Here is a 22,539-nt window from a genome sequence, read left to right as displayed (position 1 = left end):
ACGTCAGTGGGCGGCGGCCATCACCTCGTCCACCGACTTCTTGCTCCGCGACACCCGTACGAGCGCCGCCGACAGCCGCGCCAACTCGTCGTTCGAGTGGGCGAGCCGGGCCAGCGGCCGCTCCTGGCGCGGCAGCCCGAGCTTCTCCGCCCCCTCCAGCACCCGCTTGTCCAGGTGCGGCGCCACCTGGGGCCACACGGCCTGGACCTCGCGCAGGAAGATGTCGGCGCCCGTCGGGCCGATGCCGGGGAACTCCATCAGCAGCTCCGTGATCCTGCGGGCATCGCCGCCGGCCTCGTCGCGCAGGCGGCGCAGGTCGCCCTTCCAGCGCTCCAGGAGCAGCTCGGCGGCCTTGCCCAGCATGGTCGAGGTGCGCTCGTCGTAGCGGCGGTAGTGGCCGCGGCCCAGCGCGTCCACGCGCTGCTGCCAGCTCGCCTCCCGCATGGCCCTGGGGGTGCTGTACCCCGCCTTGAACAGCTCTTTGGCGGCCGCGACCGCGATCTCGGCCGAGATGCGGGCACTGAGCAGGACGGCCAGGACGAGCAGCTGGTACAGCGGCTTGGGCTGGTCGGCGAGCTTGATGCCGGCCTCTTTGGCGAACGTCCGGCCGTAGCGGTCGAGCAGGACGTCGAGGACGGCCTTGTCGGTCTTACCCATGCTTGCTCCGCTACCCGTGACCTGCGGTGACATGCCGGGTTTGGGACGAGGGTCGTGGGGGAGGCGAAGGGTTCGTCGATGGCGAAGGAGTTCGCTGTGCTGACATTGACCGAGAACGCCGTCGTGGCGATCCGTGATCTGATGGTCGGAGAGGACGTGCCCGCCGACGCGGGCCTGCGCATCTCCCCGAAGCCCGATGAGGCGGGGACGCTCGAGCTGTCTCTGGCGAGCACGCCGCACCAGGGCGACCAGGTGGTCGAGAAGGAGGACGTACGCGTCTTCGTCGCGGAGGACGTGGTGCAGATCCTCGACGACAAGTCGCTCGACGCTCAGCCGGGCGTGCCGGGGCAGCCCAACTTCCGCCTGAACAGGAGGTAGTCACCCCAGAGCCGGACTCGGTTCCGGGCGGGCGCACGTCGCCCGCCCGGCCTCCGGTCCTTCCGCAATGAGTTGCGCTCCCGAGGGCGATTCGTGTCACGATGACGAGGCGTCCGATTCAGGGAGTGCCCGATGTGCGACGATCCACTGCTTCCCGCACCTGTGGCCCGCGCGCTGGCCGAATACCGTGCGCTGCGTGACGCGCACGGCCCCTGCTGGGGCGAGCCGCCCATCACGTACGTCGTCCAGGCCTGGGCCACCGTCTTCCTCGACGGCCGCTACGACTACTGGAAGGCGGCGCTGCGGCAGCTCGGCGAGCGCCATCCTCCGGAGCAGGTCGAGCAGCACCTCGACGAGGTGGACGTGGAGCGGGCGGTGCGCGACGCGCTCGCGGGCGACGTGCTCGACAACCTGGCGGCGCTGCGCCTGACGCCCGAGGGGTTCGCGCTGGCCGCCGAGACGCGGGTGGTGCTGGACGACCGGCCCTTCCGTACGTCGCTGCTGCTGGACTCCAGCACGGACGAGCCCGTCACGGTGGTCGTGGACGGCACGCCGTACGAGGTGGCGCCCCATGGGGCCAGGGTGGTGGCGCTGGAGCGGGACGTCAGCGTCGGCGGTGAGCCTGTCGATCTGTCGCCGCTGCGCAGGCGGGCCGAGGCGGCCGCGATCAGGGTGCGGGCGGGGTTCCCGTGCCGGTGGAGCGTGACGGGCGCGAACGGGCAGGGCTGGTACCCGGACGGCGCGCCGCCCAAGGTGGACTCCCACCGCCGGCCGTACTTCCACGGCGACGACCTCGTGGTCGCGGTGCCCGCCGAGCCGATCACGGTGACGGTGGCCAGGGGCATGGAGTACACCACGTCCGAGCTGGTCGTCACGCCGGAGGCGGGCGCGGAGACGCTGGTGGAGCTGGCGCCCGAGCGGCTGTACGACGCCGCCGCCCGCGGCTGGTACGGCGGCGACATGCACGTGCACCTCAACTGGATGGGCGAGGAGCCCGCCGCGCCCGCGCTGGCCGCGGCGGCGCAGCACGGCGAGGACCTGCACGTGCTCAACCTGGTGGCGGGCAACGTCTCGAGCGAGCGCGTCTACGACGTCGAGGCGCTGGCGCACTGGGCGGGCGAGGACCTGCCGTGGTCCGACGACCGGCACGTGGCCAGGATGGGCGTGGAGTACCGCAACGACCTGATCGGGCACGTGACCGCGTTCGGGGTGCGGAGGCCGCCGCGGCGCTACCACACGGGCTTCGAGGGCACGATCGACTGGCCGCCCAACGCGGTGGCGCTGGAGGAGCTGCGGGCGCTCGGCGCGGTGACGGGGTACGGGCACCCGTTCCACACGGCGTTCACCGACGATGACCCGCCCGACGTGGTGCTCGAGAGCGGACGCTGCGCGGCCAGGGAGATCGTGGCCGACGCCGCGCTCGGCCTGATCGACACCCTCGACGTGCTCAACCACTCCTCGCTCGCCGGCACCGCCGGCGTCTACCGCCGCCTGATCGGCGCGGGCAACCGGCTCGCGGTCACCGCGGGCACCGACGCCGTGCTCTCCTTCTGCCGCCGCGGCACCGCCTCCAGCCCGCCGGGGTGGGCGCGGGTGTACGCGAACGTCGCGGGCCCGCTCACCGCCGAGTCCTACACCGAGGCGATCCTGCTCGGCCGCACCTTCGCCACCACCGGGCCGTGGCTGGAGCTCACCGTGAACGGCCACGGCCCAGGCGACACGCTGGAGCTGGCGCCGGGGCAGCGCGTGGAGATCGTGCTCTCCTCCGTCGGACCGGAGGTCGAGTCGCTGGAGATCCGCACCGCCGAGGGCGTGCTCGCGCAGGGCCCACCCGGACGGCTGGTCGCGACGACGACGGTGGACGAGCCGACGTACGTGGTCGCGGTGGCCTCGGGCGGCCCGCATCCACGTGCCACGCACGGGTCGGGCGCGTACGCGCACACCAGCCCGGTGTACGTGGACGTCGCGGGCGGCCACGTGGCCAGGGAGGCGGACGTGCGCTGGTGCCTGGCCTGGCTGGACCGGCTGGAGGTGCTGCTGCGGGAGCAAGGCACGTTCGCCGGCGCCGCACAGCTCGACGACCACCTGGACCTCTACGAGCGCGCCCGGGCCGTCTACCGCAAGCGGCTCCCCCAGGGCTCCGTCCTTTGATGCCCTCCCCGGCTACGCGCCGATGGTGTCGAGCTCCGCGACCGCGTCCGCGGGCAGGACGAGGCCGGCGGCCGCGACGTTCTCGCGCAGGTGGGCCACGGAGGAGGTCCCCGGGATGAGCACGATGGTGGCCGAGCGCCGCAGCAGCCAGGCCAGGGCGACCTGCTGCGGCGAGGCGCCCAGGCGGTCGGCCACGGCGGAGAGCGTCTCCGACTGGAGCGGGGTGAACCCGCCGAGCGGGAAGAACGGGGCGAAGGCGATGTTCTCGGCCGCGCACCGGTCGACGAGCGCGTCGTCCTCCCGGTTGGCCAGGTTGTAGAGGTTCTGCACGGTGACGACCGGGGCGATGGCCTGCGCCTCGGCGAGCTGGGCCGCCGAGGCGCCGCTGAGGCCGAGGTGGCGGATCAGGCCCTCCTTCCGCAGCTCGGCCAGGGTGCCGAACTGCTCCGCGATGGAGTCATCGGTGGTCCCCAGGTGGGAGCCCAGGCGCAGGTTCACGACGTCGAGGACGTCCGCGCCCAGGTGCTGGAGGTTCTCGCGTACCTGGGCCTTGAGGTCGTCGGGGGCCAGCGAGTGGATCCAGCTGCCGTCCGGCCCGCGGCGCGCGCCGACCTTGGTGACGATGTGCAGGCCCTCCGGGTACGGGTGCAGGGCCTCCCTGATGATCTCGTTGACCACGGTGGGCCCGTAGAAGTCGGCGGTGTCGATGTGGTTGACGCCCAGCTCGACGGCTTCGCGCAGCACGGCGACGGCCTGGTCGCGGTCCGCGGGCGGTCCGAAGACGCCGGGGCCGGCCAGTTGCATGGCGCCGTACCCCATGCGGTTGAGGGTGAGCCCTTCGGCGAGCGGGAGAGCCCCGCCGGGGACGTTGTTCGATGTCATGCGGACAGTGTCCGGCGTGCCGCCCCGGGGTGGCAGTACCCCGCTGTTCCTGGGGGTGTCAGGGCCAGTCACCTGCGGGAGGACGGCGGCTACCGTGGATGGGGTGAACGGCACGAACGCGCTCGGTGAGTTCCTGCGCGCCCGGCGGGAGCTGGTGCGGCCAGAGGACGTCGGGATCAGGGGCGTGGGCCTGCGGCGGGTGCCCGGCCTTCGCCGGGAGGAGGTCGCGACGCTCGCCGGCATCAGCTCGGACTACTACCTCCGCCTGGAGCAGGGCCGTGACCGCAACCCCTCGGTCCAGGTCCTCGAAGCCCTGGCCGCCGTACTGCGCCTGGACGCCGACGCGACCGCCCACATGATCGCGCTGGCGCGGGAGCGCTCCTCCCCGGCTCGGGCGACGCGGAAACGGAAGCCTCCCAAACCGGAGCAGGTGCCGCCGAGCATTCAGCAGCTCATCGACGGCTGGACGACGAACCCGGCGTACGTGCAGAACAAGCTCACCACCGTACTCGCGGCGAATGCCCTGGCGGCGGCGCTGTCGCCGAACTACGCCCCAGGGGTGAACATGCTCAGGGCCGTGTTCCTCGACCCCTCGGAGCGGGAGCTGAGACGGGACTGGGCCGAACTGACGGAGGACGGAGTGGCCAGCCTGCGCGCCCGCGTGGGGGCGGACGTCGACGATCCGCGGCTGGTGGAGCTCGTCGGGGAGCTGTCGCTCAGGAGCGAGCGGTTCCGGCTGCTGTGGGCCCGCCACGACGTGCACCTCCAGACGGCCCGCCTCAGCCGCCTGCGGCATCCGCTGGTCGGCGACCTCGAGCTGCAGTCGAACAAGCTCGCCGTCAGCGGCACCGACGGTCTCACCCTGGTCGTCTTCCACGCCGAGCCCGGCAGCCGGAGCGCCGAGCTGCTGGGGCTGCTGGGCAGCCTCGCCGCCGGAGATTCAGCGGTTTGACATCAAGCAAGGTTGAGGTTGCAGGCTCGAAGCACGAGTTGACCTCTGTCTTCGGGAGAGCACCATGCATGCCGTCGTCCTGCACGCCTTCGGCCCCGCCGAGAACCTCCGCTACGAGACCGTCCCCGATCCCGTGCCCGGCCCCGGCCAGGTGCGCATCGCCGTGAAGGCGGCCGGGGTGCACCTGGTCGAGACGATCCTGCGGTCGGGGCGGGCCGGTGCGTCGCTGCCGCCGCAGCCCGAGCTCCCGACGATCTTCGGCGGCGAGGTGGCAGGACGCGTGGACGAGGTCGGTCCGGGGGTCGATCCGTCCTGGATCGGCCGGGACGTGGTGACCTCGTACGGCCGGCCCGGCGGCTACGCGGAGCTGGCGGTGGCCGACGTAGCGTCCGTTCACCCGATCACCATCGGCTACGAGACGGCCGTGGCCATGATCGTCACCGGGGTGACGGCGCTGCAGTTCCTGGACGTGGCCGAGCTGACCCCCTCCGACGTCGTGCTGGTGACCTCGGCGGCCGGCGGGATCGGGCGCCTGCTCATCCAGTACGCGCGCAGGGTCGGCGCCAAGGTGGTCGGCGCGGCCGGCGGTCCCGCCAAGGTGGCTGCCGTACGGGAGCTCGGCGCGGACCTCGCGGTCGACTACGACCAGCCCTCCTGGCAGGAGAGCGTCGCCAAGGAGCTGGGCGGCCGTACGGTCACGGCGCTGCTCGACGGGGTCGGCGGCGACAAGGCGCGGGCCGCGTTCGAGCTGCTGGCCGACGGCGGCCGGTACGTGACCATCGGCAACGCCTCGCAGCAGGACTTCCTGCCCGACCCCCAGACGGTCAAGGAGCGGGACCTCACCGTGACCAACGCCCTGATGCTGCTGCTCAGCGGGCCGAACACGAGGCCGCAGTACGAGGTCCGCGCGCTGGCGGCGGCCACCGAGGGCACGCTGGCGCCCGCCGTGCAGACGTTCCCGCTCGCGCAGGCGGCAGCCGCCCACGCGGCGCTCGAGACCAGGGCGACCACCGGCAAGGTCGTCCTCATCCCTTGACCGCGTGCCGGGGGCCGATCAGCCGATAATGCTTTCACCTCCCGGACGCCGAACCTCTACCGTGTACGCCGTGACGACTCAGGTGATCGTGCTCAATGGCGGCTCCAGCGCAGGCAAGTCCTCGATCGTCCGGCACCTGCAGGCTGTCCTGCCGCGACCATGGCTCGCCTTCGGGGTCGACTCGCTCATCGAGGCGATGCCTGCGTCCATGCAGGCATCGGACGGAGGCATCGAGTTCGCCTCCGACGGCGGAGTCGATGTCGGGCCGGAGTTCATGGCGCTGCAGAGCGCGTGGATGGAGGGGATCGCCGCGATGGTCCGTGCCGGGGCCCCGGTCATCATCGATGATGTCTTCCTCGGTGGAGGAGCGTCCCAACAGCGGTGGCAACGGGTTTTCGGCGGACTGGACGTCCTGTGGGTCGGCGTCAAGTGTGACAGCGCGATCGCCGCCGAGCGCGAGAGGGCTCGGGGGGACCGGGTCCCGGGAATGGCCGTGGGGCAGGCGGAGGTGGTCCACAAAGGGGTGGTCTATGACGTGGTGGTGGATACCACGCAGACCGAGTCCCTGGTGTGCGCGAAGATCATCGCCGGTCGGGTGTGACAAGCGCGCCCGGCGGGCGACGGGATGTGGTGTTTGTCCTGGTCCGGCTGCCACTGTGTTAAGGGGTGAAGAATACCTTCGCAAAGATCTCGCGCGAGAAGGAAAATGTTGAGACGCTGATCCCACTTACGTGGCCCCCCAGTCCAAGGAGTGGTTCATGCGCCGCCTATTGGCGATCTCCGTGGTCGCCCTCCTGCCCTTAACCGCCGCCCCAGCGGCCAACGCCGAAGAGCCGGCCGGCCGCCAGGAGGCCTTCGCGGCCGCCGCCCAAGAGTTCAAGGTGCCGGAGAGCGTCCTTCTCGGTGTGTCGTACCTCGAGTCGCGGTGGGACGCCCATGCCGGGCAGCCCTCCAACAGCGCCGGGTTCGGCCCCATGCATCTGACCGACGCCGCCGCCTTCGCCACGTCCAACCACCACGGTGACGGCGCCGAGGACGCGCGAGGGGACGAGAGCCGGCCCCTGCCCAGTCCGGAGCCCTCCTCCGCCCCGGCCGACATCCCCGCCTCCCTCCGCACCATGGAGCGGGCCGCGGAGCTGACCGGGGAGAGTCACGAGCGGCTGCGTACCGACGATGCCGCCAACATCCGGGGTGGCGCGGCGCTGCTCGCCGACTACCAGAAGGCGCTCGGCGCGCCGCTGAGCGAGGACCCGGGCGAGTGGTACGGCGCCGTCGCCAAGTACTCCGGGGCGGAGGAGGCCGGCGCGGCCAAGTTCTTCGCCGACGAGGTGTACACGACGATCAAGGAAGGCGCCGCGCGGACCACCGACGACGGGGAGCAGGTGACGCTGCCCGCCGTACCGGATCTCGAGAAGATCGAGAAGTGGCTCGAGAAGCTCGGCCTGCGCCACGAGCGGAAAGATGGCGTCGAGTGCCCGGCCTCCGTCTCCTGCGAGTGGATCCCCTCCGCCTACCAGCAGTTGCCGCCCCCCAAGGACTACGGCCACTACGACCTGGCGAACCGGCCGTTCAGCCAGAAGATCGAATACATCATCATTCATGACATGGAGGGATACTTCGCCCCCTCCATCCGCATGAACCAGGACCCCACGTACGGCGCCAGCTGGCAGTACTCGATCCGCTCCACCGACGGCCACATCGCCCAGCACGTCAAGGGCAAGGACGTCGCCTGGCAGGCCGGCAACTGGTACGTCAACGCCAAGTCCATCGGCATCGAGCACGAGGGCTTCCTGGCCGAGGGCAGCACCTGGTACACCGAGGCGATGTACCGGTCGAGCGCGCGGCTGGTCCGCTACCTGGCCCTCAGGTACGGCATCCCGCTCGACCGCGCCCACATCCTGGGCCACGACAACGTCCCCGGCACCCTGCCCACGACCGTGAAGCAGATGCACGAGGACCCGGGCCCGTTCTGGGACTGGGCGCACTACTTCCAGCTGATCGGCGCCCCGCTGCACCAGTTCGGCGGCCCCAGGTCGGGCTCGATCATGATAAAGCCGGACTTCGCGACGAATAAGCCGTACTTCTACGGGTGCGACCGCAAGAACCCGAACGCCGACTGCCCGCCGCTCCCCGCGAGCACCGTCTGGCTCCGCACCGAGCCGAGGCAGGACGCGCCGCTGGTCAAGGACATCGGCAAGCACCCGACCGGCGACTCCCTCTACAGCGTGTACGACCACAGCGCCCGGGCCACCACCGGCCAGCGCTTCGCCGTGGCCGAGCGCCAGGGCGACTGGACGGCCATCTGGTACCTCGGCCAGAAGGCCTGGTTCTACAACCCCGCGAGCGCGCCGACCGCCGTCCCGTCAGCGGGCCTGGTGGTCACGCCGAAGCCGGGCAAGGCCACGGTCCCGGTGTACGGCAGGGCCTACCCCGAGCAGGAGGCGTACCCGGCCGACATCCCGTACCAGGCGGTGACCCCGCTGCAGTACACGTTCTCGGCAGGCGAGAAGTACACGCTGGCCGGAGCGGCGCCCGCCGAGTACTACCGGGCGGTCACCTTCACCATGGACCAGGACCACAAGGTGGTCCGGGGCAAGACGAAGTACCTGCAGATCCAGTTCGGCCACCGCGTGATGTTCGTCAAGGCTGACGACGTGCAGGTGACGTTCTCCGGGTGAACTCCTTGACGGCGCGCCTGGTGCTCGCGAGCGCCTCCTGAGAGGAGTCGTACGTGCGCTGGGCGACGCCGACGAAGACGCAGTCGACGACGAGGAGCTGGCTGATCCTGCTGGCCAGGGCGCCGGGACGGAACTCCGTCTCGCGCCCGGCGGAGATCAGCACGTGTTCGGCCAGCTCCGCGATGGACGAGCGCGGGTTGTTCGTGATCGCGACCGTGGTGGCCCCGGCCTCCTTGGCCCGGGTCAGCGGCTCGATCACGTCGGGCGTCTCCCCCGAGGTGCTGATGCCGATCGCCACGTCGCCCTCCCTGAGCAGCACCGCGCTGGTCAGCGCCAGGTGCGCGTCCTGGAAGGCGTGGCTGGACAGCCCGATGCGCAGCAGCTTCTGGGCGACGTCCTCGGCCACCAGCCCGGAGGCGCCCACGCCGTACGCGTCGATCCGCCGCGCCCCCACGATGGCGTCCACGACCAGCCCCAGCCGCTCGGAGGTCAGCTGGGCGACGGTGTCGTTGATCGCCTCGGACTCGGCCCGCGCCACCTTCTGGATGACCTCCGACAGCGGATCGTCGGGCGCGAGGTCACCGGGCACGAGCCGGTCGGGCTGCGCGGCGGCCGCCGCCAGGGCCAGCCTGAGCTGCGGATAGCCCGCGAACCCGAGCAGCCTGGCGGTGCGCACGATCGTGGCCTCGCTCGTGCCGGAGGCGGCGGAGAGCTCCGTGATGGTGCTCCTGGCCACCGTCGCGGGGTCCTCGAGGATGAGCCGGGCGACGGTCTGAGCGGCCGGCGTCAGGGACGGCAGCACACCGCGGACCGTGGCCACCAGAGTGTCGGCCCGCAGGCCGTTGCCGCTGTCGTCCACGTCCTGATTATGCCGTCCGTTTACCGCAATTTGCCGTCGCCCTGGCCCCACGTTTAACGCAATGTGCCGTTCGTCATGCCCACGGGCTCCTCTGGCACGGCGATAAGTCCCAATTCTGCGGGAGTATCCATCAGGGGGTGGTACGGCACCACCCGCACGGTGTATCCGAAAGCTCCCGTACGGTCGAGCGGGACCGCGCCCGTGTAGTGAGCCCGCCCGTCGTCGTCCGTCGACACGACGGCGAGCTTCGCGTACGCCGGACGCACCAGCTCGTCGTGCGGCCCGACCTTGCCGTAGGCCACCTCGACCAGCACGTCGCCGGGCTCGAGCTCGCCGAGCGCGACCGTGGCACGCAGCTCGACGGAGGCGCCCACCTCCGGCGTGTCCCCTACGCCCGAGGCTTCGACATGCTCGACGCGCACCCCCGGCCAGGCCTGGGCGACCCGGACCTTCCAGGCCGCGAACGCCTTCGCCGGCGCGTACGACTCGGCCGACAGCGCGCGGGCGGAGGCGGCGGCCGGGCTGTAGAGATCGACCACGTAGTCCCGCAGCATCCGGCCGGCCAGCACCTTCGGCCCCAGCGAGGTGAGGGTGTGCTTGACCATCTCCATCCAGCGCCGCGGCTGCCCGTCGAAGGCCCGGTCGTAGAACCGGTCGGACACCTCGTGCTCGATCAGGTCGTACAGGGCGGCGGCCTCCAGCTCGTCCCGCCGGTCCGGGTCAGTCACGCCGTCGGCGGTCGGGATCGCCCAGCCGTTGGTGCCGTCGTACCACTCGTCCCACCAGCCGTCGCGGATCGACAGGTTGAGCCCGCCGTTCAGCGCGGACTTCATCCCCGAGGTGCCGGACGCCTCCAGCGGGCGCAGCGGGTTGTTCAGCCATACGTCGCAGCCCTGGGTCATGAGCTGGCCGAGCGCCATGTCGTAGTCGGGCAGGAAGACGATGCGGTGGCGCACGGTCGGGTGATCGGCGAACTTGACGATCTGCTGGATCAGCTTCTTCCCGCCCTCGTCCGCGGGGTGCGCCTTGCCGGCGATCACGATCTGCACGGGCTTGTCCGGGTCGAGCAGCAGCTCGGTCAGCCGTTTGGGGTCGCGCAGCATCAGCGTGAGCCGCTTGTACGACGGCACCCGCCGGGCGAAGCCGATGGTCAGCACCTCGGGGTCGAGGGCGTCGTCGATCCAGCCGAGCTCGGCGTCGGACGCGCCCCGCTCGCGCCACGACCGGCGCAGGCGCACCCGGGCGCCCTCGACCAGCCGCTTGCGCAGCGTGCTCCTGATCTGCCAGATGTCGGCGTCGGAGATCTTCTGGATGCCCTCCCAGCCGCGGGCCCGCTCCAGCAGCGAGGGCACCTCCCGCACGGCCAGCTCCATGAGCTCCCGGCCGACCCAGGTGGGCGCGTGCACGCCGTTGGTGATCGAGCCGATCGGCACCTCGTCGCGGTCGAAGCCCGGCCAGAGATCCTTGAACATCTCCCGGCTGACCTTGCCGTGCAGCTCGGAGACGCCGTTGACGCGCTGCGCCAGCCGCATGCCCATGACCGCCATGTTGAACCGGCCGGGGTCGGCCTCGGCGCCCAGCGCCAGGATCCGCTCGACAGGCACGGTCGGCCAGGCGTTCGAGCCGCCGAAGTGGCGCTCGATCATGTCCACGGGGAACCGGTCGATCCCCGCGGGGACGGGCGTGTGCGTGGTGAACACCGTGCCCGCCCGGACAGCCTCCAGCGCCTCGTCGAACGAGAGCCGCGCCTCGGTCAGCTCGCGTATGCGCTCGAGGCCGAGGAAACCGGCGTGGCCCTCGTTCGTGTGGAACACCTCGGGCTCGGCGTGCCCGGTGATCCTGCAGTATGCCCGGATCGCGCGTACGCCACCCACCCCCAGCAGCAGCTCCTGCATGAGCCGGTGGTCGGTGCCGCCGCCGTAGAGGCGGTCGGTGACGTCGCGAGCGGCGGTGTCGTTCTCGGCCACGTCGGAGTCGAGCAGCAGCAGCGGCACCCGGCCCACCTGGGCCACCCACACCTGGGCGTGCAGCTCGCGCTCGTCGGGCAGGGCGATGCGGACCTTGACGGGCTCGCCCTCGGGCTCCTTCAGCAGGCTGAGCGGCAGGCCGCCCGCGTCGAGCGACGGATAGTGCTCCAGCTGCCAGCCCTCGGGCGACAGCGACTGCGTGAAGTAGCCGTGGCGGTAGAGGAGGCCGACCGCGAGGATCGGCACGCCCAGGTCGCTGGCCGCTTTGAGGTGGTCTCCCGCGAGGATGCCCAGGCCGCCCGAGTACTGCGGCAGCGCGGCGGCGATGCCGTACTCCGGCGAGAAGTAGGCGATGGCGCGCGCCGCGTCGGGCAGCGTCTGGTACCAGCGCGGCGATGTCATGTATTCGCGCAGGTCATCGGCTGCGTCGGCGAGGCGTCGCAGGAAGCGGCGGTCTGAGGCGAGCTCGTTCAGTCTGGCGGGGCTGACGGCGCCGAGCAGGGCGACGGGATCGTGCCCGACCTGCTCCCAGAGCTCGGCATCGACCTCCGAGAAGAGGTCCGTGGTCTCCGGATGCCAGGACCAACGGAGATTGTGCACGAGCTCGCCGAGGGCGGCCAGCTCCGCGGGCAGGACGGTGCGGACGGTAAACCGGCGGATAGCTCTCACGTTTCTGCACCCTACGGGCTAGGAGGGACCTCTGAGTCCTTCACCCTCATCAAGACCGTTCAAACCCCTTCCGGGACAAGGCATGAAGGCGGACGTTTGGGGCAACTTTCCTCATTGTTGGCTCTCCCGCGGGCACACTCGGGAGGTCTATCCACTGCTGTCCACAATTTACATGCAAGGATCGTTCCTATGGCGGGACGCGACCAGCGGCCCACCCGAGCTGCATCGACACGGAAAGCCTCCGGCGGCACCGAGCGTGCCGTCGCAAACCCTTGAATGCGATGATCGGACGAATTCCCATCACGGACATCTCCCCCGTCGTCGACTGCGGGCAGTGGCCCGCCAAGGCGGTCGCCGGCGAGACCTTCCAGGTCTCCGCGACCGTGTTCAGAGAGGGCCATGACGCCGTGGCGTCGGGCGTGGTGTTCACCTCGCCCGACGGCCAGCGCGGGCGTCTGAGACGAATGCGCGAGCTCGCCCCCGGCACCGACCGCTGGGGCGTGGATGTGTGCCTGCCCGCCGAGGGTGACTGGCTGTTCCGCGTGGAGGCGTGGAGCGACCCGATCAGCACGTGGCTGCACGACGCCGAGATCAAGATCCCGCGCGGCATGGACGTCGATCTCATGTGCGAGGAGGGCGCCCGGCTGTTCGAGCGCGCCGCCAAGGCAGTACGGGCGGCCGACTGCCCGAACGGCCAGCCCAGGAACGGCGCCACGACGCAGAACGCCAACGCCAACGGCAAGGGCAGCGCCAACGGCAACGGCGACAGCGCCTGCGGGCACCGGGCGGCCCTGCTCGCCGTCTCCGCCACCCTGCGTGACGAGGAGCTGGACCCCAGGGCCCGGCTCTCGATCGCGCAGTTGCCGGAGACGGCCGCGCTGCTGGAGTCGCACCCGTTCCGCGAGCTGGTGACCAGGTCCAAGTCCCACAAGGTCAGGGTGGACCGGCGCAGGGCGCTGTACGGCTCGTGGTACGAGTTCTTCCCCAGGTCGGAAGGGTCGGTCGTCAACGAGCTGGGCATCTCCAAGTCCGGAAATTTCCAGACTGCTGCCAAGCGGCTGCCCGCCATCGCCAAGATGGGCTTCGACGTCGTCTACCTGCCGCCCATCCACCCGATCGGCACGACGTTCCGCAAGGGCCGCAACAACACGCTCAGCCCCGAGCCCGACGAGCCGGGCTCGCCCTGGGCCATCGGCTCCGAGGACGGCGGCCACGACGCCGTCCATCCCGATCTGGGCACCCTCGCGGACTTCGACGAGTTCGTGGGCCGTGCCAAGGAGCTGGGCATGGAGATCGCGCTCGACTTCGCGCTCCAGTGCTCGCCCGACCACCCGTGGGTCAAGGAGCACCCCGAGTGGTTCACGATCCGGGCGGACGGCTCCATCGCCTACGCCGAGAACCCGCCGAAGAAGTACCAGGACATCTACCCGATCAACTTCGACAAGGACCCCGAGGGCATCTACGCCGAGGTCAGGCGGGTGCTGCGGCACTGGATGGACCACGGGGTGCGGATCTTCAGGGTGGACAACCCGCACACGAAGCCGGTCGGGTTCTGGGAGCGGCTGCTGGCCGACATCCACACGACCGACCCGGACGTGATCTTCCTGGCCGAGGCGTTCACCCGGCCGCCGATGCTCCGCTCGCTGGCCAAGGTGGGCTTCCACCAGTCGTACACGTACTTCACGTGGCGGAACACGAAGCAGGAGGTGGAGACGTACCTCACGGAGCTGGCCCAGGAGACCTCCGCCTACCTGCGGCCGAACCTGTTCGTGAACACGCCCGACATCCTGCACGAGTACCTGCAGCACGGCGGCGTGCCCGGGTTCAAGATCAGGGCGGTGCTGGCCGCGCTGGCCTCCCCCACGTGGGGGGTCTACTCGGGGTACGAGCTCATCGAGAACGTTCCGGTACGCCCAGGAAGCGAGGAATACCTAGATAGCGAGAAATATCAGTACAAACCTCGTGATTGGGTTACGGCCGAGCGTGAAGGGTGGAGTCTGGCGCCCTTCATCACCCACCTGAATTTGTTCCGAAGAGCTCATCCCGCACTACAGGAATTGCGTAATCTACGGTTCCACAGGGTCGACCAAGGGGACATCGTCTGCTTCTCGAAGCGGCTTCCCGGCGCCTATGACCCGGCCACACGCAGGCACGGTCTGGGCGACGTGGTTCTGGCGGTCATCAACCTGGATCCGCACCACACCCATGAGGCGACTGTTGACCTGGACCTACCAGCCCTCGGACTCGACTGGAACGCGGAGTTCGTCGTCGACGACGAGCTCTCCGGCGAGTCCTATCGCTGGCGGCAGAGCAACTACGTACGCCTCGACCCACACATCCAGCCTGCCCATATTCTCACCGTCCGAGCCGCGCCACGGTAGAACTGAATTCAGCGGGGAGTCTTCAACGTGTGTGAAAGCGCCTCCGTCATGAGCCCCTCGTGGGGTGGCTCATGAGCTCCACCACACCCATTCCCAACACCTTCGACGAGGAAAAGCCGCGCGATCCCTACTGGTACAAGCGCGCGGTTTTCTACGAGGTCCTGATCCGGGGCTTCGCCGACTCCAACGGCGACGGCACCGGCGACATCAGAGGGCTCATCAGCAAGCTCGACTACCTGCAGTGGCTGGGTGTCGACTGCCTCTGGCTGTTGCCGCTGTACGAGTCGCCGCTGCGTGACGGCGGTTACGACATCGCGGACTTCATGAAGATCCTGCCCGAGTTCGGGGATCTGGGAGACTTCGTGAAGCTCGTCGACGAGGCCCACAAACGCGGCATGCGCGTCATAGCCGACCTCGTCATGAACCACACCAGCGACGCCCACCCCTGGTTCCAGGCGTCCCGGCACGACCCGGAGGGGCCGTTCGGCGACTTCTACGTGTGGTCCGACACCGACGAGAAATACCAGGACGCCCGGATCATCTTCATCGACACCGAGACGTCCAACTGGACCTATGACCCGGTGCGCGGCCAGTACTACTGGCACCGCTTCTTCCACCACCAGCCGGACCTCAACTACGAGAACCCGGACGTGCAGGAGGCGATGCTGGAGGTCCTGCGCTTCTGGCTGGACCTGGGCATCGACGGGTTCCGGCTGGACGCGGTGCCGTACCTCTTCGAGGAGGAGGGCACCAACTGCGAGAACCTGCCGAAGACCCACCAGTACCTCAAGCGGGTCAGGGCCGAGGTGGACCGGATCTACCCGGACCGGGTGCTGCTCGCGGAGGCCAACCAGTGGCCGACGGACGTGGTGGAGTACTTCGGCGACCCGGTGGGTGGCGGGGACGAATGCCACATGGCCTTCCACTTCCCGCTGATGCCGCGCATCTTCATGGCCGTACGCCGGGAGTCGCGCTACCCCATCTCCGAAATCATGGCGCAGACGCCGAAAATTCCGGAGCACTGCCAGTGGGGAATCTTCCTCCGCAACCACGACGAGCTGACGCTCGAGATGGTCACCGACGAGGAACGCGACTACATGTACACCGAGTACGCCAAGGATCCCCGCATGCGGGCGAACGTCGGCATCCGCCGCCGCCTGGCGCCCCTGCTGGAGAACGACCGCAACCAGATCGAGCTGTTCACCGCGCTGCTCCTGTCGCTGCCCGGCTCCCCCGTGCTCTACTACGGCGACGAGATCGGCATGGGCGACAACATCTGGCTCGGCGACCGCGACGGCGTGCGCACGCCCATGCAGTGGGACCCCGACCGCAACGCCGGCTTCTCCGACTGCGACCCCGGCCGGCTCTACCTGCCGGTCATCATGGATCCGATCTACGGCTACCAGGGCATCAACGTCGAGGCCCAGCAGAAGAACGCCGGCTCGCTGCTGCACTGGACCAGGCGCATGATCGAGATCCGCAAGCGCCACCCCGTCTTCGGCGTGGGCGGTTACGCAGAGCTCAACTCCTCCAACCCGAGCGTGCTCGCGTTCGTCCGGGAGCTGGGGGACGATCGGATGCTCTGCGTGAACAATCTGTCACGCTTCCCGCAGCCGGTCGAGCTTGACCTGCGGAGATTCGTCGGGGTTTCGCCTGTGGAGACCATGGGAGGGGTCCCATTCCCGGCAATTGGCGAACTTCCGTATCTTTTGACGCTTCCTGGGCATGGGTTCTATTGGTTCACTCTCCCGCCGGCGATCACCCAGGAGGAGTAGGACGTGCTTGATGAGCTCCTTGCCGCATGGATCGGACGCCAACGTTGGTTCGGCGGCAAGGGGCGCCCGATCGACGACTTGTCGATCGAATCGGACGTCGAGCTGGCGCCCGGGCTGCGACACCTGGTCGTGGCCGTGTGGCAGGAGGGCTCGCGCGACCGCTACCAGATCCTCCTCGGGGAGCGCACCGAGCTCCCCGACCGCCTGACGCACGCGCTCATCGGCATGCTGGGCGACGTCTACGTGTACGACGCCGTACACGACCCCGACCACACGAGCCGGCTCCTCGACGGCATGGCCCGCGACGAGACCGACAACGGCCTGCGCATGCGCCACGTGCCCGACGTCACGATCGACACCGGCCAGCGCAGCCTGGTGCTGGGGGCCGAGCAGTCCAACACCTCGCTCGTGTACGGGGACCTGTACATCTGCAAGCTCTTCCGCCGCCTCATCCCCGGCGTCAACCCGGAGCTGGAGATCATCACCGCCCTGGCCGCCAGGGACGCGCCGCACATCGCGCAGCCGTACGGGTGGATCGAGACGGACCTCGACGGCACGGACACCACGCTCGCGATCATGCAGGAGTACCTGTGCAACGCGAACGACGGCTGGGACCTCGCCCTGGCCAGCGTGCGCGACCTGTACGCGTCGCTGCCCGAGCTGCCGGCGGCCGAGGCGGGCGGGGACTTCGCGGCCGAGTCGCGGCGTCTCGGCGTCGCCACCGCCCGGGTGCACCACGAGCTGGCCGAGGCCTTCCCCACGGACGTCATCGAGTCGCACGAGGTCAAGCGGATGGCCGAGACCTTCAGGCGCAAGCTGGGCCGCGCGGTGGCGGAGGTGCCCGAGCTGCGCGCGCATGTGAGCGTTATCGAGGAGGCCTACCACCAGGTGGAGCTGCTCACCCACGTGATCCCTGTGCAGCGGATTCACGGTGACTACCACCTGGGCCAGGTCATGCGCACGCCGACGGACTGGGTGGTGCTGGACTTCGAGGGCGAGCCGGGACAGCCGCTGGCCGAGCGCAGGGCGCTGTACTCGCCGCTGCGTGACGTGGCCGGGATGCTGCGCTCGTTCGACTACGCGGCCAGGCACCTGCTGGCCGGCCGCTCCGAGGCCGAGCGCCTGGAGCCCCGGGCCGCGGAGTGGGCCGATCGGAACCGCGCCGCGTTCCTCGAGGGATACATGGAGGGCGGCGGCGTGATCACGCGGGGGGACGCGGCGCTGCTGCGGGCGTTCGAGCTCTCCAAGGCCGTGTACGAGGTCGTGTACGAGGCCCGCAACCGGCCCACCTGGATCTCGATCCCCCTGGCCGCGTTCCGGCCCCGCTAGAGCCCTGCTAGAGCCCCCGGCTAGAGTTCCTCGACCAGCCCCGACAGCCCTTCGTGGGCGAGCCCCCTGGCCACGCGGCGATCGATGACGGTCTTCATGGGCAGCAGCAGGTCCAGCTTGACGCCCTGCTCCTGGAAGGCGCGGACGAGGTTCTCCATGCCCGCCCGGTTGACCTCCAGGTTGGACACCTCGGTCCGGTGGTCGCCCGCCTCGATGGCCTCGGCCCAGTGCGGCTGCTGTGCCGCCATCGCGTTGAGCCACGGGACCAGCAGGTCCGTGGTGAAGTCCGTCAACGGGTACTTCGCCGCCCTGACCAGCGCGGCGGCCTCCAGGTAACCGGCGATCTGGCCGTACATGCCGGTCAGCATGGCCAGGTCGAGCAGCGGGGCCATGCCCGGGTCCGCGCCGACGTACCGGGGCGCGGCCATGGCCGCGAACGCCTGCTCATAGCGGTCGAAGGCGGGCTGCGAGCCGCTGTAGAGGATGAGCGCGCCGGGCGTGGCGATCATCTGGGGCACGGCCATGATGCCGCCGTCCAGGTACTCGCCACCGCGCCCGGCCACCCACTCCGCCGTCTCACGGGCCTCGGCGGGGCGGCCGGTGGTGAGGTTGGCGATGACGCGGCCCTCCAGCGGGACGTCCTTCAGCACCTCGAGGACGGAGGGGTAGTCGAGCAGGCAGACGATCACCAGCGGGCTCGCCTCGACAGCCTCCGCGGCGGTGGCCGCGCGGGTCGCGCCCCTGGCGACCAGGGGATCGGCCTTGGCGGCCGTGCGGTTCCACACGGTGACACGGTGGCCGGCCTCGATGAGGCTCGCCGCGAGCGCGGAGCCCATGAGACCGAGGCCCAGCACGGAGATATTCTCAGACATTTCGGTGTTCCTTCTGGTCAGGGGTGATGCGTTCACCCTGCCGGTGCGCGGTTATGGTCTTGTTCGGGATCGGTTATGGGGGCGGGATGCGGTTCGGGGTGCTGGGCCCGCTCGCGGTGTGGACCGCCGACGGGGAGCCGGTCAAGGTGCCGGAGGCCAAGGTCCGGGCGCTCCTCGCCGACCTGCTGATCCACGCCGGCCGTCCGGTCTCCGCGGACCGGCTGATCGAGGACCTCTGGGGCGACCGTCCCCCCGCGAACGCGCCCGCCGCCCTGCGGGTCAAGGTGTCGCAGCTGCGCAGGGCGCTGGGCGGGCTGGTCGCCCATCGGGTGCCCGGGTACGTGCTGCTGGCGGAGCCGGCGTCGGTGGACGCCGGGCTGTTCGAGTCACTGGTCGGACGCGCGCAGCGGGCCTCCGGGCCGGGGGCGCGGGCCGCTCTGCTGCGCGAGGCGCTGGGGCTGTGGCGCGGGGAGGCGTACGCGGAGTTCGCCGGCGAGCAGTTCGCCCTGGCCGCGGTGGCGCGGCTGGAGGAGCAGCGGCTGGTGGCGCTCGAGGAGCTGGCCGAGGCGCGGCTCGGGCTGGGCGAGCACGCCCTGCTCGCGGCCGAGCTGACGGACCTGGTGGCCCGGCATCCCCTGCGTGAACGGCTGCGCGCCGTACACCTGCGGGCCCTCTACCGGGCCGGGCGGCAGAGCGAGGCGCTGGCCGGCTACGGCGAGTTGCGGCGGCGGCTCTCCGAGGAGCTGGGCCTCGACCCCGGGCCCGAGCTGGTGGACCTGCACCAGGCGATCCTGCGGCAGGACCCGGCCCTGGAGGCGCCCGCGCTCCCCCGCACCAACCTGCCCACGCCTCTGACGAGTCTGGTGGGCCGGGACGAGGCGGTGGCCGAGGTCCGCTCGCTGCTGCGGGCCGGCCGGCTCGTCACGCTCACCGGGCCGGGAGGAGTCGGCAAGACGCGGCTGGCTCTGGCGGCCGCGGCCGGCCTGGAGTCCGCCGAGGGGTTCGACGGCGGGGTGTGGCTGGTCGAGCTGGCCTCGCTCGGTGCCGGAGCGCCGGTGGCCGGGGTGGCCGAGCTGATCGCGGGCGTGCTCGGCCTGCGTGATGACGTGCCGGACTCCATGCTGGAGCGGCTGCCCGCCGCGCTGGCGGCCAAGCGGACGCTGCTCGTGCTGGACAACTGCGAGCACGTGGTCGAGCAAGTGGCGACGCTCGGGAGCAGGCTGCTGCGGGCGGCCCCCGGGCTGCGCGTCCTCGCCACCAGCCAGGAGGCTCTGCGGATCGAGGGCGAGACTCTGGTGAAGGTGCCGCCGCTCGGGCGGGAGCCGGCCGTGGAGCTGTTCACGGCGCGGGCGGGCATCCGACCGGATGCCGACGTGGCGGAGATCTGCGAGCGGCTGGACGGCATCCCCCTGGCCCTTGAGCTGGCCGCCACGAGGATGCGGGTGCTGACCCCGCGCCAGCTCGCCGAGCGTCTCGACGACCGGTTCCAGGTGCTCACCTCAGGAGTGCGCGAGGCCCCGGCCAGGCAGCGGACGTTGCGGGCGATGATCGACTGGAGCTGGGAGCTGCTGGGCGACGCGGAGCGGGTCGTGCTGCGCCGCCTGGCCGTGCACGCCGACGGCTGCACGCTGGAGGCGGCCGAGGAGGTGTGCGCCGAGCCGGGCGTGGACGTGCTCGACACGCTGGCCAGGCTGGTGGACCGGTCGCTGGTGGTGCGGGTGGCCGGGCCGCGTTTCCGGCTGCTGGAGTCGGTCGCGGCCTACTGCCAGGAACGGCTGCGGGAGGCGGGCGAGGACGACCTGATCGCGCTCCGGCACGTCCGCTACTACACCGCGCTGGCCGAGCGGGCGGAGCCGCGCCTGAGAGGACATGAACAGCGGCGCACGCTGGCGCTGCTGGACGCGGAGGGCGCCAACCTGAGGCTGGCGCTGGAGACGGCGGTGCGGCTGGGCGCGGCGGGCGAGGCGGTGCGGCTCGTCAACGCGATGGCCTGGTACTGGGTGCTCCGCGGCAAGCTGGGCGAGGGCCGCCGGGCGCTGGAGAGCGCCCAGGCCCTCGCCGGGGGCTCCGCGGAGACCGAGGTGTGGCTGGCCGGGCTGCGGATGCTCTCGGGGCGGCCCAGCGTGCCGGACCCCGCCGTGTTCGAGGCCATCGCGGACCCGCTCACCAGGGCCAGAGCGCGCTGGTTCACCGGGTTCGCGCTGTTCGGGTACGACGACCTGTCGGCGAGCGTGGAGCTGCTGCGGAGCGCGCTGGAGGGCTTCAGCGAGCTGGGCGACGCCTGGGGGACGGCCGCGGCGCTGAGCGTACTGGCCAGGTACGCCGCCATGCGGGGCGACCTGGACGCGCTGCGGCGCGACGGGGAGCGGGGTCTGGCGCTGTTCAGGGAGGTCGGCGACCGGTGGGGCGAGATGCGGGCCGCGGAGAACCTCGGCACGCTCGCCGAGATCACCGGCGACTACGAACGGGCCGCCGCGCTGCGCACGGAGGGCCTGCGCATGGCGGAGGAGCTGGGGTTGTGGAGCTCGGTGTCCGACGCGCTGTCGCGGCTGGGCCGGATCGCCATGCTGACGGGCGACCACGCGGCGGCCGACGACTATCACGAGCGGGCCAGGCGGCTGGCGGTGACGCAGTCGAACCGGCCCGCCGAGGAGTTCGCCGAGCTCGGTCTCGCCCTGGTGGCGCGGCGGCGCGGCCGGCTCGACGAGGCCGAGTCGCTGCTGCGCAAGTGGCTGGACTGGGTCATGGACGTGGCCGGTGAGCCCGGGGCCGCGCTGATCCTGGCCGAGCTGGGGTTCACCGCCGAGCTGCGCGGCGACGCGGCCGGCGCGCTGGAGCTGCAGCTGCGCGGGCTGGCGGTGGCCCGCAAGGTCGGCGACCCGCGGGCCACCGCGCTGGCGCTGGAGGGTCTGGCGGGCGCGCGGGCACTGGCCGGGCGGCACGAGGAGGCCGGACGGCTGCTGGGGCGGGCGGCGGCGCTCCGGGCGTCCGTGGGTGCGCCGCTGCCGGAGGCCGAGCGAGCCGACGTGGACCGGATCGCGGCGGCGGTGGAGAGCGCCCTGGGCCGGGAGGCGGCCGAAGCGGCCATGTCCCGGGGCGCGACCCTGCCGCTGGACGGCCTCCTGGCCGAGTACGGCTAGTACGCCGGATACGCCCCGGGAGAGCCGGGTGCGGCGAAGGCGGCCGAGCGGTGCTCTTCCTGGGCGCCGGTGATGCGCTGGATGACGAGGATCGCGAGCACGGCCGCCACGAGCATCAGCCCGACGCACACCACGTCGAACCGGGCCGCCGCGGCGATCTGCTCCGGCTCATCGGCTCTGAACAGCAGCCGCGAGCCCACGTTGGAGACCAGGCTGCCGACCAGCCAGGCCGCCCACCAGGCGTTGAAGAGACCTCTGGAGGGCGACGGAGTACGGCGCGAGGCGTCCCAGATGTCGTCGACGATCTGCTTCGGGAACCAGAACGAGATGATCGGAATCACCCAGCCGAAGATCAGCCAGGGCTGGGCGCGCCGGTGCCCGTGAGGCGCGAGGATCTCGGCGTTCGCCCTGACCCTGAAGAGCCAGATCAGGAACGCCACGATCGTGCCGACGTACACGCCGGTCTCCAGGATGCCGGAGAGCCCGTAGACGAGGTCGCCCGTGTTGATCTCCGACTCCGGCACGGAGTCGACGTCGGCCATGATGCGGTCGATGAGGTCCGCGTACCAGAGATCGATGACCGCGGCGATGACGCCGACGAGCGAGTCGCAGACGAGCATCACCGCCGCGAAGACCGCGAGGCCGCGGACCGGGCGTAACGGCGGGGGCGGTGGGGGCGGGTATCCGTGAGCGGGGGGTGGCGGATACATTCTCAAGCCTTTCTAAGTGCAGCTTAAACCCAGGATTTCGCACTTTCGGTGATTGTCTCGGTGAAAGCGGGCAGTGCCTGAGGTGGACGGTCATCATAGGGCA

16 protein-coding genes are annotated in these 22,539 nt (G+C 70.8%); 10 read left to right on the top strand and 6 right to left on the bottom strand.

Going from position 1 to position 22,539, the window contains the following annotated elements; genetic code table 11:
• Positions 1–3: 3 nt before the first annotated feature.
• The gene (locus tag AB0H84_RS12825) at positions 4–657 is read right to left on the bottom strand and encodes an endonuclease (protein WP_357602480.1); all 654 of its coding nucleotides are present in this window, start codon (positions 655–657) and stop codon (positions 4–6) included.
• 96 nt (positions 658–753) lie between these two features.
• Here AB0H84_RS12825 and AB0H84_RS12820 point away from each other — a divergent pair, with 96 nt between their 5' ends.
• The gene (locus AB0H84_RS12820) at positions 754–1,035 is read left to right on the top strand and encodes a Fe-S cluster assembly protein HesB (protein WP_357602478.1); all 282 of its coding nucleotides are present in this window, start codon (positions 754–756) and stop codon (positions 1,033–1,035) included.
• Between the two features lie 132 nt (positions 1,036–1,167).
• Positions 1,168–3,186, top strand: a complete 2,019-nt coding sequence (locus AB0H84_RS12815; protein ID WP_357602475.1) for a CehA/McbA family metallohydrolase — start codon at positions 1,168–1,170, stop codon at positions 3,184–3,186.
• Positions 3,187–3,198: 12 nt separating this feature from the next.
• Here AB0H84_RS12815 and AB0H84_RS12810 read toward each other — a convergent pair whose 3' ends face one another.
• Positions 3,199–4,068 (bottom strand): oxidoreductase, encoded by an 870-nt coding sequence (locus tag AB0H84_RS12810; protein ID WP_357602472.1) that lies wholly within the window; start codon positions 4,066–4,068, stop codon positions 3,199–3,201.
• A 103-nt stretch (positions 4,069–4,171) separates the two neighbouring features.
• On the opposite strand from AB0H84_RS12810, the gene AB0H84_RS12805 reads away from it, so the two are divergent.
• The 4 genes from AB0H84_RS12805 (at position 4,172) to AB0H84_RS12790 (ending at position 8,734) form a co-directional block, all read left to right on the top strand.
• Positions 4,172–5,020 (top strand): helix-turn-helix transcriptional regulator, encoded by an 849-nt coding sequence (locus tag AB0H84_RS12805; RefSeq protein ID WP_357602469.1) that lies wholly within the window; start codon positions 4,172–4,174, stop codon positions 5,018–5,020.
• 64 nt (positions 5,021–5,084) lie between these two features.
• Positions 5,085–6,056, top strand: coding sequence for a zinc-binding dehydrogenase (locus AB0H84_RS12800; protein WP_357602466.1), 972 nt, complete (start codon positions 5,085–5,087; stop codon positions 6,054–6,056).
• A 61-nt stretch (positions 6,057–6,117) separates the two neighbouring features.
• Entirely contained in the window at positions 6,118–6,657 is a 540-nt protein-coding gene (gene cpt, locus AB0H84_RS12795) for a chloramphenicol phosphotransferase CPT (RefSeq protein WP_357602463.1), read from the top strand.
• 157 nt (positions 6,658–6,814) lie between these two features.
• On the top strand, positions 6,815–8,734 hold the full coding sequence (locus AB0H84_RS12790; protein WP_357602460.1) for an N-acetylmuramoyl-L-alanine amidase: 1,920 nt from the start codon (positions 6,815–6,817) through the stop codon (positions 8,732–8,734).
• Here AB0H84_RS12790 and AB0H84_RS12785 read toward each other — a convergent pair.
• Positions 8,697–9,593: a MurR/RpiR family transcriptional regulator gene (locus AB0H84_RS12785; RefSeq protein ID WP_344991857.1), complete on the bottom strand. Its 897-nt coding sequence runs from the start codon at positions 9,591–9,593 to the stop codon at positions 8,697–8,699. The genes AB0H84_RS12790 and AB0H84_RS12785 overlap by 38 nt on opposite strands.
• Positions 9,594–9,646: 53 nt before the next feature.
• Positions 9,647–12,229, bottom strand: a complete 2,583-nt coding sequence (gene glgP / locus AB0H84_RS12780) for an alpha-glucan family phosphorylase (protein WP_357602457.1) — start codon at positions 12,227–12,229, stop codon at positions 9,647–9,649.
• Between the two features lie 281 nt (positions 12,230–12,510).
• Here glgP and AB0H84_RS12775 point away from each other — a divergent pair, with 281 nt between their 5' ends.
• From AB0H84_RS12775 to AB0H84_RS12765, 3 genes are all read left to right on the top strand, one after another.
• The gene (locus tag AB0H84_RS12775) at positions 12,511–14,610 is read left to right on the top strand and encodes an alpha-1,4-glucan--maltose-1-phosphate maltosyltransferase (RefSeq protein WP_357602454.1); all 2,100 of its coding nucleotides are present in this window, start codon (positions 12,511–12,513) and stop codon (positions 14,608–14,610) included.
• Positions 14,611–14,681: 71 nt separating this feature from the next.
• Positions 14,682–16,385, top strand: coding sequence for a maltose alpha-D-glucosyltransferase (gene treS, locus AB0H84_RS12770; protein WP_357602451.1), 1,704 nt, complete (start codon positions 14,682–14,684; stop codon positions 16,383–16,385).
• A gap of 3 nt (positions 16,386–16,388) precedes the next feature.
• Positions 16,389–17,714 carry an aminoglycoside phosphotransferase gene (locus AB0H84_RS12765; RefSeq protein ID WP_357602448.1) on the top strand — a complete coding sequence of 442 codons (1,326 nt, stop codon included), beginning with the start codon at positions 16,389–16,391 and terminating at the stop codon, positions 17,712–17,714.
• Positions 17,715–17,734: 20 nt separating this feature from the next.
• Here AB0H84_RS12765 and AB0H84_RS12760 read toward each other — a convergent pair whose 3' ends face one another.
• Positions 17,735–18,586 (bottom strand): NAD(P)-binding domain-containing protein, encoded by an 852-nt coding sequence (locus AB0H84_RS12760; protein ID WP_357602445.1) that lies wholly within the window; start codon positions 18,584–18,586, stop codon positions 17,735–17,737.
• Between the two features lie 86 nt (positions 18,587–18,672).
• On the opposite strand from AB0H84_RS12760, the gene AB0H84_RS12755 reads away from it, so the two are divergent.
• The gene (locus AB0H84_RS12755; RefSeq protein WP_357602442.1) at positions 18,673–21,726 is read left to right on the top strand and encodes a BTAD domain-containing putative transcriptional regulator; all 3,054 of its coding nucleotides are present in this window, start codon (positions 18,673–18,675) and stop codon (positions 21,724–21,726) included.
• Here AB0H84_RS12755 and AB0H84_RS12750 read toward each other — a convergent pair.
• Positions 21,723–22,436 carry a DUF4328 domain-containing protein gene (locus tag AB0H84_RS12750; protein ID WP_357602439.1) on the bottom strand — a complete coding sequence of 238 codons (714 nt, stop codon included), beginning with the start codon at positions 22,434–22,436 and terminating at the stop codon, positions 21,723–21,725. The genes AB0H84_RS12755 and AB0H84_RS12750 overlap by 4 nt on opposite strands.
• Positions 22,437–22,539: the final 103 nt, after the last annotated feature.

This window comes from Nonomuraea sp. NPDC050786 (genome assembly GCF_040654115.1).
Classification (GTDB): domain Bacteria; phylum Actinomycetota; class Actinomycetes; order Streptosporangiales; family Streptosporangiaceae; genus Nonomuraea.
The sequence above is the reverse complement of the archived record's forward strand: the minus strand, read 5'-3'. Positions and strand labels throughout refer to the sequence as shown.